Source organism: Streptomyces sp. NPDC044063, from assembly GCF_056434285.1.
This window is the reverse complement of sequence record NZ_JBWKFM010000043.1, coordinates 1-15,811: the sequence shown is the minus strand read 5'-3', so window position 1 is coordinate 15,811 and position 15,811 is coordinate 1. Positions and strand designations below refer to the sequence as shown.

The 15,811-nt window shown below is 75.5% G+C and carries 14 protein-coding genes; 11 read left to right on the top strand and 3 right to left on the bottom strand.

Translation table 11 applies throughout. The features are described from left to right. The first annotated feature begins 72 nt into the window (after window positions 1-72). The 5 genes from AC07BS_RS32885 (at window position 73) to AC07BS_RS32865 (ending at window position 6,412) form a co-directional block, all read left to right on the top strand. On the top strand, window positions 73-1,476 hold the full coding sequence (locus AC07BS_RS32885; protein ID WP_478935313.1) for an FAD-binding oxidoreductase: 1,404 nt from the start codon (window positions 73-75) through the stop codon (window positions 1,474-1,476). Then, a complete protein-coding gene (locus tag AC07BS_RS32880) occupies window positions 1,473-2,912 on the top strand; it encodes a cytochrome P450 (protein WP_478935312.1) in 1,440 nt (479 codons plus the stop codon). Before AC07BS_RS32885 ends, AC07BS_RS32880 begins: the two co-directional genes overlap by 4 nt. Then, window positions 2,909-4,279, top strand: a complete 1,371-nt coding sequence (locus AC07BS_RS32875) for an alpha/beta hydrolase family protein (RefSeq protein ID WP_478644281.1) — start codon at window positions 2,909-2,911, stop codon at window positions 4,277-4,279. The genes AC07BS_RS32880 and AC07BS_RS32875 overlap by 4 nt, the downstream gene beginning before the upstream one ends. An 82-nt stretch (window positions 4,280-4,361) precedes the next feature. After that, the gene (locus AC07BS_RS32870; protein ID WP_478644283.1) at window positions 4,362-6,125 is read left to right on the top strand and encodes a peroxidase family protein; all 1,764 of its coding nucleotides are present in this window, start codon (window positions 4,362-4,364) and stop codon (window positions 6,123-6,125) included. Further along, window positions 6,122-6,412 carry a hypothetical protein gene (locus AC07BS_RS32865; protein ID WP_478644285.1) on the top strand — a complete coding sequence of 97 codons (291 nt, stop codon included), beginning with the start codon at window positions 6,122-6,124 and terminating at the stop codon, window positions 6,410-6,412. The genes AC07BS_RS32870 and AC07BS_RS32865 overlap by 4 nt, the downstream gene beginning before the upstream one ends. 73 nt (window positions 6,413-6,485) lie before the next feature. Here AC07BS_RS32865 and AC07BS_RS32860 read toward each other — a convergent pair whose 3' ends face one another. Next, window positions 6,486-6,833 (bottom strand): hypothetical protein, encoded by a 348-nt coding sequence (locus AC07BS_RS32860; protein WP_478935311.1) that lies wholly within the window; start codon window positions 6,831-6,833, stop codon window positions 6,486-6,488. Between the two features lie 226 nt (window positions 6,834-7,059). On the opposite strand from AC07BS_RS32860, the gene AC07BS_RS32855 reads away from it, so the two are divergent. Together AC07BS_RS32855 and AC07BS_RS32850 are read left to right on the top strand one after the other, a co-directional pair. Beyond that, entirely contained in the window at window positions 7,060-8,460 is a 1,401-nt protein-coding gene (locus AC07BS_RS32855; RefSeq protein WP_478644289.1) for an FtsW/RodA/SpoVE family cell cycle protein, read from the top strand. A 152-nt stretch (window positions 8,461-8,612) separates the two neighbouring features. Beyond that, window positions 8,613-10,157: an ATP-dependent DNA ligase gene (locus tag AC07BS_RS32850; protein ID WP_478935310.1), complete on the top strand. Its 1,545-nt coding sequence runs from the start codon at window positions 8,613-8,615 to the stop codon at window positions 10,155-10,157. Between the two features lie 149 nt (window positions 10,158-10,306). Here AC07BS_RS32850 and AC07BS_RS32845 read toward each other — a convergent pair whose 3' ends face one another. Next, on the bottom strand, window positions 10,307-10,723 hold the full coding sequence (locus tag AC07BS_RS32845) for an ankyrin repeat domain-containing protein (RefSeq protein WP_478644291.1): 417 nt from the start codon (window positions 10,721-10,723) through the stop codon (window positions 10,307-10,309). Window positions 10,724-10,828: 105 nt separating this feature from the next. Here AC07BS_RS32845 and AC07BS_RS32840 point away from each other — a divergent pair, with 105 nt between their 5' ends. Beyond that, window positions 10,829-11,023: a hypothetical protein gene (locus tag AC07BS_RS32840; protein ID WP_478644292.1), complete on the top strand. Its 195-nt coding sequence runs from the start codon at window positions 10,829-10,831 to the stop codon at window positions 11,021-11,023. Window positions 11,024-11,026: 3 nt separating this feature from the next. After that, window positions 11,027-12,568 (top strand): hypothetical protein, encoded by a 1,542-nt coding sequence (locus AC07BS_RS32835; RefSeq protein ID WP_478935309.1) that lies wholly within the window; start codon window positions 11,027-11,029, stop codon window positions 12,566-12,568. Between the two features lie 6 nt (window positions 12,569-12,574). Here AC07BS_RS32835 and AC07BS_RS32830 read toward each other — a convergent pair whose 3' ends face one another. Beyond that, a complete protein-coding gene (locus AC07BS_RS32830; protein WP_478644296.1) occupies window positions 12,575-14,080 on the bottom strand; it encodes an SCO1417 family PLP biosynthesis transcription factor in 1,506 nt (501 codons plus the stop codon). Between the two features lie 64 nt (window positions 14,081-14,144). Between AC07BS_RS32830 and yczE the strand changes: the two genes are divergently transcribed. Both yczE and AC07BS_RS32820 read left to right on the top strand, forming a co-directional pair. Further along, window positions 14,145-14,963, top strand: a complete 819-nt coding sequence (gene yczE / locus AC07BS_RS32825) for a membrane protein YczE (RefSeq protein ID WP_478935308.1) — start codon at window positions 14,145-14,147, stop codon at window positions 14,961-14,963. Window positions 14,964-15,214: 251 nt separating this feature from the next. After that, the gene (locus AC07BS_RS32820) at window positions 15,215-15,589 is read left to right on the top strand and encodes an RNA polymerase-binding protein RbpA (protein ID WP_004948858.1); all 375 of its coding nucleotides are present in this window, start codon (window positions 15,215-15,217) and stop codon (window positions 15,587-15,589) included. Window positions 15,590-15,811: the final 222 nt, after the last annotated feature.

The following is a 15,811-nucleotide window of genomic DNA, read 5'->3' as shown; positions in this document are numbered from 1 at the left end:
GCCCGCGCGTCCGCCCCGGCACCCACTCCCTCCCGTACCCGCCCTTCCGGGCCCCGTCGCATGGAGCTGCCCATGACCCTTCCCGCAGCCGACCGGCTGCTCACGGCCCTCGCGGAGGCTCTGCCTCCGGAGGCGCTCGGCACCTCGGAGACCGAGCTCGCCCTGCACCGCCACGACGCCGCTCCCTTCGCCGAGTCGGGCAGACCCGCCGTCGTCGTCCGCCCCGGGACCGTGGACGAGGTCCGGCACGTCCTGCGGACCGCGAGCGCCCTGGGTGTCCCCGTGGTGCCGCAGGGCGCCCGTACGGGGCTGGCCGGGGCCGCCAACGCGGTGAACGGCTGCGTGGTGCTGTCCATGGTCCGGATGGACCGCATCCTGGAGATCGACGCGGCGAACCGGCTGGTGCGCTGCGAGCCGGGCGTCGTCACCGCCGACCTCGCGGCGGCCGTGGCGGGCGAGGGCCTGTGCTACCCGCCCGACCCCGCCTCGGGGGAGACGTGCACGATCGGCGGCAACATCGCCACCGGCGCGGGCGGCCTGTGCTGTGTGAAGTACGGCGTGACCGCCGACTACGTCCTCGGCCTCACGGTCGTCCTGGCCGACGGCGAGGTGCTGCGGGTGGGGCGGGACACGGTCAAGGGCGTCGCCGGGTACGACCTGACGCGGTTGTTCGTCGGGTCCGAGGGGACGCTCGGCGTGATCGTCGAGGCGACGCTGGCCCTGCTGCCGCCGCGGCCGCCCGCGCTGGCGCTGCTGGCGACCTTCGCGAGCACCCGGGACGCCGGCGCGGCCGCCGGCGCGGTCATCCGGGCCGGGCACGTGCCCTCGGCGCTGGAGCTGATGGACGCCACGACGACGGAGGCCGTGGCGGCGCTGGGCCATCCGCTGCTGGCCGGCGGGGGCGGGGCGACGCTGATCGCGGCGAGCGACGCCCCCGACGCGGCGGCCCGGGTCCGGGCGATGGCCGAGCTGTGCCGGGAGGCCAAGGCGCTGTCCGTCACGCTCGGGGAGGACGACGCGGGCTGCCGGCGGGTGCTGGACGCGCGGCGCATGGTGATGCCCGCGCTGGCCGGGGTGGCGCGGCGGATGCCGGGCGAGGCGGCGGCGTTCGTCGAGGACGTGGCCGTGCCGCGGGACCGGCTGGCCGCCCTCGTCGAGCGCGTCGAGGAGATCGCGGCGGAGTACGGCCTGTACATCGCCACCGCCGGCCACGCCGGCGACGGCAACCTCCATCCGACGGTCGTCTTCGACCGTTCCGATCCCGGGGCGACACGGCGCGCACGGGAGGCGTACGACGCGATCATGGCGGCGGGCCTGGAGCTGGGCGGCACCATCACCGGCGAGCACGGCGTGGGCACGCTCAAACGTGAGTGGCTGACCCGGGAGCTGCCGCCGCGCGCCCTGCGGTTGCAGCGGGACATCAAGCGGCTGCTGGACCCGGAGGGTCTGCTCAACCCCGGGAAGGTGCTGGCATGAGCTGGACGAGCAGGACCTTCGGCAGCACGGCCGGCCCCGCGGCGGACCTCTTCGGGGAGGACACACCCTCCGGTCTGCCCACCGCCGGCCGGAGCGAGAACCTGCGGCTGACCCTGGGCTACTTCCTGCCCAACTACCTCAGGGGCTCCTTCCGTTCGCGCCCCCGGATGGCCCGGCTGGTGGCCCGGATCGACCCGGACCGGCGCGGCGTGGAGCTGATGCGCGCCCTGCGCCGGCGGTACGGCCGGGGGCCGGTCGTGGTGCGCGGGGCCTTCGGGCCGACGCTGCTGGTGCTGGACGCGGAGGACGTCCGGCAGGTGCTGGCCGGGCCGGTCGAGGTGTACGCCGTCGACACGTGGGAGAAGGTGAGCGCGTTCGCCTCGGTGCAGCCCGAGGCGCTGGTCGCCTCGCACGGCCGGCAGCGCACGGCGCGGCGGGCGTTCAACGACGCGGTCCTGGACGCCGGGTGCCCGGTGCACCGGCTCGCCGGGCACTTCCTGCGGATCGCGGGCGAGGAGGCCCGCGAGCTGCTGGGACCGCGCGCGGAGGCCGGGCTGGCGGCGTACGAGATCCGCGCGCGGATCGAGCGCGTGGGACGGCGCTGCTTCCTGGGCGAGGCGGCCGCCGGCGACACGGAGTTCTCCCGGCTGCTGGGCGAACTGCTCGCCGAGGCCAACTGGATGGGGGCACGGCGCTGGCGCACGGCCCGTACCCGCCGGATCCGGCGGAAGATGATGCAGCGTCAGGCGCGATATCTGTGCGACGCCGACCCGCGCAGCCTGACGGGACTGTTCCGCACGGCGCCCCGGGGCCCGGAGACCGCCCCCGAGGGGCAGGTCGCGCACTGGTTCATGGCGCTGGGCGGGCTGCACACCGTGGTGACGCAGACGCTGGCGCTCCTGGCCACGCATCCGGCGCACCACCGGCGGGCCGCCGAGGAGGTCGCGGCGGCGGACCGCCGGCACGGCGCGCGCACGGTGGGCGGGTTCCGGGACATGCCCTATCTGCGCGCGTGCGTCCAGGACGCGGCGCGGCTGTGGCCGCCGGTGCCGGGCCTGCTGCGGCGCACGACGGCGGAGACCCGCTGGCGGGCGGGCGCGGCGCCGGGCGGGGCGAACGTCCTGGTGCCCGCCGCCTTCCACACCCGCGACGGGGAGCGGATCGACTACGCCCACCGCTTCGCGCCCGACAAGTGGCTGGACGGCACGGCGGAGACGGACTGGGCGCTGAGCCCGTTCAGCCGCGGCGAGGCCCGGTGCAGCGGGACGGAGCTGGCGCTCCAGCTGGCGACCGGCTTCGTCGCCGAGTTCCTGCGCGGCGGCGAACTGGCGGTGGCGGGCGTACGCCTGGGACCGGGCGCGCCGCTGCCGCACACCTTCGACGCGACGCGGCTGCGCGTCGGCTACCGCCCCTACCGCGCCCCGGAGGGGTCATGACGGCCGGCAGCGGCACCCGTGCCACCGGCCCCGACGTGGCCGCCCTCGCCGCGGTGGCCCGGACGCTCGGCCGGGCGGCCGGCGAGATCCGGGCGGCGGGCCGGGCGCTGACGGCCGTGATCACCGCCCCGGCCCTGGCCGCCTCCCTGGCCCGCTCGCCGCGCAGCGGGCTGCGGGCCGTACGGGCCCTGGCGGGCGCCCTGACGTCGTCCGCCGGGCTGGGGTACGCGCCCGACGGCGGGCGGGTGGGCCGGGCGGCGTGGCTGGGCGGCGTGCTCACCAGCCGCGAGAGCCTGGCGGTCGCGGTGGCGGTGACCTCGCTGGAGCTGCGCATCCGGCTGTGCTCGGTGCGCCATCCGGAGTTCGCCGAGGACGGGCCGGTGCGGCGGCTGCTGGACGCCATCGCGGCGGACCGGCAGCTGCGCGCCCTGCGGACGCTGCGGCAGAACGCCCGGGAGCAGGGCACGGAACGGTCGCTGGCCCAGCTCGCCCCCTCGCTGGCCGAGGTGATGGCGTGGAACGCGCTGGTGGACGAGAACCCGTTCAACGACGCGGCGGCCTGGCACATCGTCACCGGCACCCGGGCGGACGGTGATCCGGTGCTGGGCACGACCATCGGCGCCTGGGCGCGCTGGGACCGGGGGGCCGGGCGGGCCGAGGTGCTGCCGCCCGACCCGGCGCTCCTGGCCCGGCTGGACACCGGCGGGAGCGTCAGCGGCCAGCTGCGCAACGTGGCGCTCCTGGGCGCCACGGGCCGGATGCTGATCCAGCGGGTGACCGGCCCGGACGGTGCCGTCCGCTATGTGGTGGTACTGCCGGGCATGGCCTTCGGGCGGCCCCGCAACGCCACCCCGCAGGACCTGGTCGGCGCGGTCACGGCGGTGGGCCGCAACGACACGCCGTACACCCGGGCGGTGCGCAAGGCCCTCGCCCGGGTGGTGCCCGGGGGCGCCGAGGTGGCGCTGGTCGGGCACAGCCTGGGCGGCATCACGGCGCTGAACCTGACCGAGCTGCCCGACGTCAACGAGCGGTGGCGGCTCACCCACGCCGTCGCCGTCGGCTCCCCGGTCGACTTCAAGCGCCCGCTCGATCCCCGGACCCGGGTGGTCAGCCTCGTCAACGAGCACGACGTGGTGCCCAACCTGGAAGGCCGCGGCCCGGTGTCGGTCTTCCCCGTGCCCGCCGACTGGCTGGAGATCACCTGGGTGGACCGGTCGCACGACTTCCCGCAGTGCCACAACGCGGGGGCGTACGCGCGGAGCCTCGACGAGGTGGTCCCCGAGGCGCGCGACCGGGTGGACGCCCTGCTCGCGCCGTACCGGGGCCGGGTGGAGGAGAGCGTCGTCCTCCGGCTCCACGACCGCTGACCCACCATCCCTCCCCCTTCCGGAGAGCTACCCCCCGTTGGAGCGACCCCCCGTTGGAGCGACCCCCGTTGGAGAGCGACAGATGACACCGGCACCACGGCACCGCCGCGAGTGGCACTCCCTGCCCTTCCCCCTGGCGCTGCTGGAGATCAGACGGCAACGGGAGCTGCTGCGCGCCCACAATCTGCACGACACCCACGGCGCCGGCGGCGAGCGGCCCCGCACGCCCACCGCCGACCCGCTGCCGCACCGCAGCTACGACGGCTCCGGCTACGACCCGGCCGACGCGGACATGGGCCGCGCCGGCACCCGCTTCGACCGCAACTGCCCACTGCCGCAGACCTTCCCCGAGTCCGAGGAGCAGGGGCTCTTCGCGCCGAGTCCCCGGGAGGTCAGCCGGCGGCTGCTGGCCCGTTCCCGGGGCTTCCGCCCGGCGACCTCGCTCAACCTGCTGGCCGCGGCCTGGATCCAGTTCCAGAACCACGGCTGGTTCAGCCACGGCGACAATCCCGCCGAGACGCCCCTGGACGTACCGCTGGCATCGGACGACGACTGGCCGCGCTGCCCGATGCTGGTCCGGCGCAGCCGGCCCGACCCCGTCGCCCACACCGGGCCCGGGCGGCCGCCGACGTACGAGAACACCGTCACCCACTGGTGGGACGGCTCGCAGATCTACGGGTCGGACGAGCGCAGGTGCCGGGAGCTGCGCACGGGCGAGGGCGGCCGGCTCGCCGTGGTGGACGGCAGGCTGCCGGACGAGACGCGTCCGGGGCTCTCCGGCATCGACGCCACCGGCTTCAACGACAACTACTGGGTCGGCCTGTCGCTGCTGCACACGCTCTTCGCCAAGGAGCACAACGCGATCTGCGCGCGGATCGCCGCCGCGCACCCCACCTGGGACGACGAGCGGCTGTTCCAGGTGGCGCGGCTGGTGAACGCCGCCGTCATGGCCAAGATCCACACGGTGGAGTGGACGCCGGCGGTCATCGACCGCCCGGTGACCCGCGCGGCGATGCACATCAACTGGTACGGGGTGCTCCCGGCGCGGCTGCGGCGCCGGGTGGGGCGCTACGGCCGGGGCGAGGCGTTGTTCGGCATCCCCGGCTCCCCGACCGCGCACCACGCCGCGCCGTACTCCATGACCGAGGAGTTCGTCACCTCGTACCGGCTGCACCCGCTGATCCGCGACGAGTACGAGATCCGCTCCCACCGCACCGGCGAGCTCGTCGACCTCACCGGCTTCGAGTCGCTCCAGGCGCTGGCCACCCGGAAGGCGGTGGACCGTTGGGGCACCACCGACCTGCTCTACTCCTTCGGCGTCACCCACCCGGGCGCCATCACCCTGCACAATCACCCCGACTGCCTGCGCGACCTGGTGCGCGTGTCCGGGGAGCACGTCGACCTGGGCACGGTGGACGTGCTGCGCGACCGCGAGCGCGGCGTGCCGCGCTACACCGCCTTCCGGGCCGCGCTGCACCGGCCGCCGGTGGCCTCCTTCGAGGAGCTGACCGGCGGGAACGCCCGGCTGGCCGCCGAGCTGCGGGAGGTCTACGACGGACGTCTGGACCGGGTCGACACCATGGTCGGGATGTACGCCGAACCCCGGCCGCGGGGCTTCGCGTTCAGCGACACGGCGTTCCGGGTGTTCGTGCTGATGGCGTCCCGGCGCCTGAAGAGCGACCGCTTCTTCACCACCGACTACCGGCCGGGGATCTACACCGCGGAGGGCCTGGAGTGGATCGACCGTACGACGATGCGCGACGTCCTGCTGCGGCACCACCCGGAGCTGGCGCCGGTCCTGGAGGGCGTGCGCAACGCCTTCACGCCCTGGGCGGGGACGCGGTGACGGCCCCGGACGAGAGCGTCCCGGTCCCCTGGTCGCGATCGGTGCGGGCGCAGGCCGACAACCTGCGCGAGCAGGCGGGACGGCTGCGGGCCGGCGCCGACGCCGTCACTCTGCTCGGCGCGGAGGGCACCGTGCTGCGGGAGCGCATCCTCACCCACGCGGAGCGCGCCGAGACGGCCGCCCGCTCGCTGGAGCGCGCGGCGGAGGCGCTGCGGGGCCACGAGGCGGTCCTCGCCGCCCTCGCGCGGCGGCGCGGCGAGAACGGGGGCGCGCGGCGCGTCGGGTGAGGCGCGAACCACCTGGCCGGGGCGCCTCGGCCGGGGCGGGCGTGGCGCGCGCCCGCCCCGGCCCGGGCGCGCGTCAGCTCGCGCGGACACTCTCCTCCGCCCTGGCGTACCAGCGGTCGCCGCGCAGCTCCGCCAGGCCGTGCCCGGCGAGCCCGTTGACGTGCTTGAGGATCGTGCGCAGCTGATAGCCCACCGAGGCGCTCAGCTCGTCCACGGACGCCCCGTCGGCACCGAAGGCCCGCAACCCGTCCCAGGTGCGGGCCTCGTGCCGGCCCAGCGCGGGCGCCGGCACCGGCACGGGCCGCTCCTGGCGCACCTCGCGCTTCGGCTCGGGGCGCGCCCCGGCGGGGCGGGCGGTCCCCATGGGGCGGGGGGTGCGGTTGACCCTGCGGTGTCGGCGGCCCTTCTGGCGCTTGCTCATGGCTGAACCACTGCTCCGTCCTGCGTCGTCGGTCCTGCGGTGCCGGTGCCACAACTCGGCGCGACTCCGGCCGGTTACGACAATTCCACTAAGTGTGCGCGACATCACGCACCGTCACCCGGCCATGTTCATACGAGCCGCGTATTGCGCCGGACATGTGACGCCGGGGGCGTGGGCATCGTGGCCCGGGTCCTGTTCCCGCGGGCGGTCCGGGGCCGCGCGCATCATGACGGGTGTGACCGTGGAAACCGTACGAGTCGACGGAAGCGGCGACAGCGGTGCGCCGGTGGCGGACGCGCCCCGGACGGCCGCCCGGCGCCGCCGCGACGAGGGGCTGCTGCTCCTCCTCGCCGTCCTGATCAGCTGCTGCGGGTACGCGTACACCGGCCTGGCGACCGCCGGCCGGGTCCCCGGCGGGCTGACCGGCTTCGCGGGCGTCCTGGTGTGCCTGGCGCTCGTGCCCCATCTGGCGGTACGGCGCCGGGCGCCGCACGCCGACCCGCTGATCCTGCCGCTGGCGGTGCTGCTCTCCGCGCTGGGGCTGGTGCTGCTGTACCGCCTGGACCCCGCGTACGCCCGGCGCTACGACTCCGATCCGACGGCCTCCGGGCAGCTGATGTGGACGGTCGTGGGGGTGGCGGTGTGCGTCGGCGTGGTGGCACTGCTGCGGGATCACCGCCGGTTGCAGCGCTACATCTATCTGACGATGGCCGTGGGGCTCGTGCTGCTGATGGCGCCCGCGTTCTTCCCCGGCGACCTCTACGGCGCCAAGCGCTGGATCCTCGTCGGGCCGCTGTCGTTCCAGCCGGGCGAGTTCGTCAAGACGATGATGGCGGTCTTCTTCGCCGGCCATCTCGTCATCCACCGCGACGCGCTGGCACTGACGGGGCGCAAGGTGCTCGGCATGCGGCTGCCGCCGGGACGGCAGCTCGGCCCGATCCTCGCGGTGTGGGTGCTGAGTCTGCTGGTGCTGGTCCTGGAGCGGGACCTGGGCACCTCGCTGATCTTCTTCGGCCTGTTCGTGGTGATGCTGTACGCGGCCACCGAGCGCACCGGCTGGGTGGTGTGCGGCGTGTTGATGGCCGTGGTCGGGGCCGGGGTGGTGGGCTCGATGGAACCGCACGTCAAGGGGCGCATCGATGCCTGGCTGCACCCCTTCGACGCCTTCCGGGCGGGCAGCGGCGTCTCGGACCAGGCCGCGCAGGCCCTCTTCAGCTTCGGCAGCGGCGGGGTCACGGGCAGCGGGCTGGGGCTCGGCCACCCCGAGCTGGTCCGGTTCGCCGGCCGCAGCGACTTCATCCTCACCACCGTCGGCGAGGACCTCGGGCTCACGGGGACCATGGCCGTCCTGGTGCTGTACGCGCTGCTGGTCCAGCGCGGCCTGAGCGTGGCCCTGCGCTCGCGGGACCCGTTCGGCAAGCTGCTCGCGGTGGGACTGGCGGGGGCGCTGGCGCTCCAGGTGTTCGTGGTGGCGGGTGGTGTGCTGGGGCTGATCCCGCTGACCGGCAAGGCGCTGCCGTTCCTCGCCAAGGGCGGCTCGTCGCTGGTGGCCAACTGGCTGATGGTGGCGGTGCTGATCCGCATCAGCGACAACGCGGGACGGGAGGGGGCGGCGGAGGCGGACTGAGGGGGGGCGGAGGCGGACTGAGGGGGCGGAGGCGGACTGAGGGGGGCGGAGGCGGACTGAGGGGGGCGGAGGCGGACTGAGGGGGGCGGAGGCGGACTGAGGGGCTGCGGGCCCGGCCTGCGGCGGGCCCCGGGGCGCCGCACGATGGGGGCATGCTGCTCGCCGAGATCGCACGCGTGTCCGGGGAGGTGGCGGCGACGAGCTCCCGCTCGGCGAAGACCGCCCTGCTGGCCGGGCTGTTCCGCGATGCCGAGCCGGACGAGGCGCCCGTCGTCATCCCGTACCTCGCCGGCCGGTTGCCGCAGCGCCGGACCGGCGTCGGCTGGAGCGCCCTGCGCGACGCGCCGCCCCCGGCGGCCGTGCCCACCCTGACCGTGCTGGACGTCGACCGGGCGCTCACGGAGATCGCGGCGGTGTCGGGCCCGGGGGCGCGGGCCGAGCGCGGGCGCCTGCTCGGCGCGCTGCTGGGCGCGGCCACCGCCGGGGAACAGGACTTCCTGATCCGTCTGATCGGCGGCGAGCTGCGTCAGGGCGCCCTGGACGCGCTGGCCGTGGAGGGCCTGGCGGCCGCGGCCGGGGCAGCGCCGGAGGAGCTGCGGCGGGCGGTGATGGTAGGGGGTTCGCTGGGCGCGGTGGCCCGGGCGCTGCTGGCCGGGGGCCCGGCGGTGCTGGCGGAGTTCCGGCTGCGGGTGGGACGGCCGGTGCTGCCGATGCTGGCGCGGAGCGCCGGGGACGTCGACGAGGCGCTGGACCGGCTGGGGCCGTGCGCGGTGGAGGAGAAGCTCGACGGCATCCGGGTGCAGGTGCACCGGGACGGCGGGCGGGTGCGGGTCTGGACGCGGACGCTGGACGAGATCACCGACCGGTTGCCGGAGCTGGTCGCGGCGGCGCTGGAGCTGCCGGTGGGCTCGGTGGTGCTGGACGGGGAGGTGATCGCGCTGGACGCGGCGGGGCGGCCGCACGCGTTCCAGGACATCGCCGGGCGGGTGGGCACGCGGGCCGGTGCAACCCTTCCGCTGTCGCCGGTGTTCTTCGATGTGCTGGAGGTGGACGGCCGGGAGCTGCTGACGATGCCGGTGGCCGAGCGGCACGCGGTGCTGGCCCGCGTGGTGCCCGAGCCGCTGCGGGTGCGGCGGCTGGTGGTGGCCGATCCGTCGGAGGAGGGGGCGCGGGCGGCCGCGCGGGAGTTCGCGGAGGAGGTGCTGCGGCGTGGGCACGAGGGGGTGATGGTCAAGGCGTTGGACTCCGCCTACAGCGCGGGGCGGCGGGGAGCCGCGTGGCTGAAGGTGAAGCCGGTGCACACCCTGGATCTGGTGGTGCTGGCCGCCGAGTGGGGGCACGGGCGGCGCCGGGGGAAGCTGTCGAACCTGCATCTGGGGGCGCGCCGTCCGGACGGCTCGTTCGCGATGCTGGGCAAGACGTTCAAGGGGCTGACGGACGCGGTGCTGGCCTGGCAGACCGGGCGGCTGCTGGAGCTGGCGGTGCGGGACGACGGCCAGGTGGTGACCGTACGGCCGGAGCTGGTGGTGGAGATCGCCTTCGACGGCCTCCAGCGGTCCTCACGGTATCCCGCGGGAGTGACCCTGCGCTTCGCGCGGGTGGTGCGGTACCGGGAGGACAAGACGGCGGCCGAGGCCGACACGGTGGATACCGTGCTGGCCCTGGGCGCGGCCGCGGCGGGGCCGGCCGGCGGCTGAGGCCGGCCGGGCAGAGGCGGCGCGCGACGGCGGTGGAGTGCACGAGGAGTTGACAGTGGGCCGCCTTGAGCGGCTTGCGAGGAACGGGGCGCTGACGTCGCGTCAGCGCCCCGGGGCGGCCCGCCGTCGATCGCTCCCGCCGGGTCCGGTCACGCGCCCTGGAGCAGGTCCAGCAGGTCCTGGCGGGCGAACATGGCCGCGGTGTCGAGGGCGGACGGCATACCGGCGGACGGGTCGGCGCCGTGCGCCATCAGCACGCGGACCACCTCGACCTCGCCCTTGAAGACGGCGCCCGCCAGCGGCGTCTGCCCCCGGTCGTTGGGGCGGTCCGGGTCGGCACCGCGCTCCAGCAGGGCGGTGACGGCGTCCGGGTGGCCGTGGTAGGCGGCGAGCATGACGAGCGAGTCGCCCCGGTCGTTGGTGAGATTCGCCGGAACGCCTGCGTCCACATAGGCGGCGAGCGTATCGGTGTCCCCGTGCCGCGCGAGGTCGAAGACCTTGGCGGCGAGCTGCAGCACCTCGGGGTCGTGGGCGGGCTCCGCGGCCTCGGGCGTCGGTCCGGTCATCGTCTGCCATCCTCCGTACGGGTGTGTCCCCAGTTGCCGGAATAATACTTTCTGTGAAGCTGGAGGGACTCATGGTGACCGCCCCCCAGCTCCCAGGAGATACCCATGATCCTCTCCATGTCGGGCGTCGTGCTCCTCGGTATCGTCGTCTTCCTGTTCTTCCGCAAGGACAACCTCAAGGCCTCGCACGGGCTGGTCTGCGCCCTGTTCGGCTTCTATCTCGCGGGAACCGGCATCGCCCCCAGCATCAAGGCGGGCGGCGCCAGCCTGGCCAATCTGCTGGGCGGCCTCAAGTTCTAGGGCGTGTCCGCCTCACGGCACCACCCCCCGGAGCCCGGCACGGGCCCACGCCCGCTCCCCCGCCCCCCGGCCGGCGGCATCTCGTCCGACCGGGGCAGGGAGCTCGCGCGCGGCGCCGCCGACGGCATCCGGGACGTCCTCCACCCGCTGTTCGTGGTGGCACGCGGACTGCACCGGCTGGCCGCCCGGGCGGTCCGCGGCTGGCTGCGCATGCCCGCCGACCGGCGCGGCCCCTCGCTGCTCCTGCTGTGCTCCTCCGCGGTCATCCTGGCGCTCGTGCCGTACGGGCCGCCGCTGACCGCTGCCGTCCTGGTGGCGGCGGGGGCCTGGGCCGGCCGGGAGCGGACGCCGGAGCCCGCGGAGCCGGACGCCGCCGAGGACGCCCGCCTCCAGTCGCTCTACGAGGCGCTGGTGCCCTACCTCGGCACCCCGGAGGACCCGGATCCGCTGTATGCGCGCGGCGGCGACCGGAGCGCCGCCTTCGAGGAGCACGCCTTCGACGACCGGGGCCGGCTCGCGTTCCTCCGGCTGCGCTACCCCGCCTGCTTCACCGACGGCGAGGAGGCCGCCCGGGGCAGGATCGAGCAGGTGCTGCGGTTCAAGGCCGGGCCGGGCCGGGAGTACCGGTTCACCTGGGACCCGGCCGCCAACCGGCTGGAGCTCGGCGCCCTCGCGCCGCTGCCCGCGGACATCCGGGCCCAGCCGTTCGTGACCGCCCCCGGGGAGACCGTGCTGGGCTTCACCGACCCGGCCGACGTGCCGCGCCGGCTGCCGGTGACCGGCGACGAGGGGAACCGCGACGCGCCCCCGGTCGTCTGGCGCACCGGGCCCCGCTCGACCGAACCCCATCTGCTGGTCCTCGGCCGGGCCGGCCGCGGCACCACCACCCTGCTGCGCTCGGTCGCCCTCCAGGCCCTGCGGCACGGCGACGCGGTGGTGCTCGACGGCGGCGGCACGGGGGGCTTCGCCCTCCTGGCGGAGCGGGAGGGCGTCCTGGCCGTGGAGTGCGCGGCCGCCGGGGCGCTGGCCGTCCTCGAATGGGCCTCCCACGAGACCGAGCGGCGCCTCGCGGCCGCCGACCACGCCCGTCTCCACGGCCGCCCGGCCCCGGACGACGTCCGCCGCCCCCTGTGGATCGTGGCCGACCGGCCCGTCGCGCTCGGCCGGCTCGCCGCCGCCGAGGGCCGCCCGGACCCGCTGGACCTGCTGCGGGGCCCGCTGCGGCACGGCAGGCTCGCCAACGTCACCGTCGTGGTGGGCGAGCGGCTGGAGGAGGCCGGGGCGCTCGACCCGGAGGTGTTCGCCCAGACCGGGGCCCGGGTCGTGCTGGGCCCGGCCGCCGCCGGCGAGGCGGCCGCGGCGCTGGGCGCCGCCCCCCATATCCACCCCGGTGACCTGCTGCCGCCCGGCCGGGGCTACGCGCGCCTGGGGCCGGGGCCCGTGCTGCGGTTGCAGGTGCCCGCCACCCCGGACCCGTACGACGAGGAGACGCCCGACGCCGAGCGGGAGGCGGTGCTGAGCCTGCTGCCGCGCCGGCCCGGGTAGGCGGTCCTACGCCACGTACGTGCGGGGCGTCTCGACGGCGGCGGTCGCCCCGCTCGCCACCAGGCGGGTGGCCTCGGCGAGCCGGGTCGCGGCCTGTTCGGCGACCGGGGCGCCCACGGTGAAGGGCAGCCGCACATAGCCCTCGAAGGCCCCGTCGACGCCGAAGCGCGGCCCCGACGGCACCCGCACGCCCAGCCGCTCCGCGGCCTCGGCGATCCTGGACCCGGACAGCCCGCCGGTGCGCGCCCACAGCGTGAGCCCGCCGTGCGGCACGGTGAACTCCCAGTCGGGCAGGTGCCGCCGGACGGCCTCGACGACGGCGTCCCGGTTCTCCCGGGTCTGCGCGCGCCGTATCCCCAGGGCGGAGTCCCAGCCGCCGGTGTTCAGCAGCCAGGTCACGGCCAGCTGGTCGATGACGGGCGTGCCCAGGTCGGCGTAGGCGCGGGCGGCGATCAGGGTGCGGATCACCTCGGGGGCGGCCCGCACCCAGCCGATGCGCAGGCCGGCCCAGAAGGACTTGCTGGCCGAGCCGACGGTGATGACGGCGTTGCCCGCGGGGTCGAAGGCGCAGACGGGACGCGGCAGTTCGATCCCCTCGTCGAGGACGAGCTCGGACATCGTCTCGTCGGCCACCAGCAGCGTGCCGGCGGCCCGGGCGGCCTCGACCAGCTCCCGGCGCTGCTCCTCGGGGGCCAGCGCGCCGGTGGGGTTGTGGAAGTCGGCGATGACGTAGGCCATGCGCGGCGCCGCGTCGCGCAGCACCTGCCGCCAGGCGTGGAGGTCCCAGCCGCCGAGCCGGTCCGCCATCGCCACGGGCACCAGCCGGACGCCGGCCTCGCGCATCAGCTGGAGGACGTTGGCATAGGAGGGCGACTCGACGGCGACCCGCTCGCCGCGCCCGGCCATCAGCCGGCAGATGGCCGCGACGGCGCCCATGGCCCCGGTGGTGATCATGATCTGCTCGGGCATGGTGGGGATGCCGCGCGCGGTGTAGCGGTCGGCGACGGCCTGCCGGAGGGCGGGCAGCCCGGCGGGGTAGTCGCCGTGGGTGTGGGCGTAGGGCGGCAGCTCCTCCAGGGCGCCCTGGAAGGCGCGGGTGAGCCAGGGCTCGGGGGCGGTGAGCGCGGCGCAGCCCAGATCGATCACGGACGCGGCGGCCTCCGGCGGCAGCGGGTCCAGGGCCCGGGTGGGCAGCGGGCTCCCCGCGGGCACGGCGGTCCAGCTGCCCGCGCCGCGGCGCGACTCCAGGAAGCCCTCGCCGCGCAGCGCCTCGTAGGCGGCGGCCACGGTGGTGCGGCTCACGGACAGGGCGGCGGCCAGCTCGCGCTCGGCGGGCAGCCGGGCCGCCACGGGCACGCGCCCTTCGAGGACGAGCAGCCGGACGCCGTCGGCGAGGGAGCGGTAGGCGGGCAGCCGGCGGCCGCCGAGCGGGGTGACGGTGTCCCGCGTGTGCTGCGAGCCGAGCAGACGCGCGAGCTGAGCCGCGCCGACCGAAGAGGTCCACTGAGTCATGGCGTGCAGTCCACCTTCCCGGGATTGGCTATGGATCATCCTTCGACCCAGTCCACAGACTGTCATGACTCAAGCCACTCGCACCACCAATGGGGGGATTTCCTTGTCCGCGCCACGGGGATCAGAGCCGTCGGGTCCGATATCCGGACCCTCCGGCCCGTCGCTCGCCCGCCGACTCGTCCAGCTGTACGGCGGGCTCGCGCTGTACGGGATCAGCATCGCGCTGCAGCTGCGCGCGGGGCTCGGGCTGGCGCCGTGGGACGTGCTGAACCAGGGTGTGTCCCGGCACACGGGCCTGTCGATCGGCACGATCACGATCGCCATCGGCGCGCTGGTGCTGCTGCTGTGGATCCCGCTGCGGCAGCGGCCCGGGCTCGGCACGATCTCCAACGTGCTGGTGATCGGCCTGATGGTGGACGCGACGCTGAGCGTGGTGCCGGCGCCGCCCGGCACGCTCTGGGCGCGGATCCCGCTCCTGCTGTTCGCGGTGGTGCTGTGCGGGGTCGCGACGGGGCTCTACATCACCCCGCGCTTCGGCGCGGGCCCGCGCGACGGGCTGATGACCGGCCTCCATCTGCGGACCGGGCGCTCGGTGCGACTGGTGCGGACCTGCATCGAGGTCACCGTGCTGGCGACCGGCTTCGCGCTGGGCGGCACCGTGGGCGTGGGCACGGTGCTCTTCGCGGTGGCGATCGGCCCGCTGGCGCAGTTCTTCCTGCGCCTCTTCGCCGGCGCCGAGCCGGCCACGGCAGCCGGGGCGAACGGCGGGACGGAGGCCGGGGCGGAGGCAGGGACGGACACCCGGACGCAGCCGCCCACGGCCGCCGATCCGGCCAATCCGACCATTCCGGTCCACGAAGTACCGGACCCGGTTCACCCCTGAAACCGGCGGCGCGGTAGTGTACGCCTTCGACCCACCGGACGGACCGTTACTGCGCGCTCAAGCAGCGGAAACACAGGGTGACATCTCTTGCCAGATGTGACAAAACGGGCGCTGGTGGGTACAACAAGGGGCGGCACGACGGGCGACGCATGTCCCTCAACGGGGAATCTTCACCGCCGACCGGACGTTGACCGGATGACGACGACAGCGACACCTGTCCTGTGGGCGACCAAGCCCGGGAGGCACGATTCATGAGTGAGCGAGCTCTCCGCGGCACGCGACTCGTGGTTACCAGCTACGAGACCGACCGCGGCATCGATCTGGCACCACGCCAGGCGGTGGAGTACGCATGCCCGAACGGCCATCGATTCGAGATGCCGTTCTCTGTGGAGGCGGAAATTCCGCCGGAGTGGGAGTGCAAGGCGTGCGGCGCCGTGGCACTCCTGGTGGACGGCGACGGTCCTGAGGAGAAGAAGGGCAAGCCCGCGCGTACGCACTGGGACATGCTCATGGAGCGACGCACCCGCGAGGAGCTCGAGGAGGTGCTGGCCGAGCGGCTGGCCGTCCTGCGCTCCGGCGCCATGAACATCGCCGTGCACCCGCGCGACACGCGCAAGTCCGCCTGACGGCGGCGCGCACCGCACAAAGCACCACCAAGGGCCCGGGGGGGGGGGGTGGGGGGGGGGGGGGGGGGGGGGTTGGTGGGGGGGGGGGGGGGGGGGGGGGGGGGGCCGGAGGAGGGGCGGGGGGGGGGGGGGGGGGCGGGGGGGGCCCCGGGCCGCGAGGGGGAGGGGGGGCAAGCAGCAGAAAATGTCAACCACAAAACTGCTCACCTGTGCGGGCGTGCC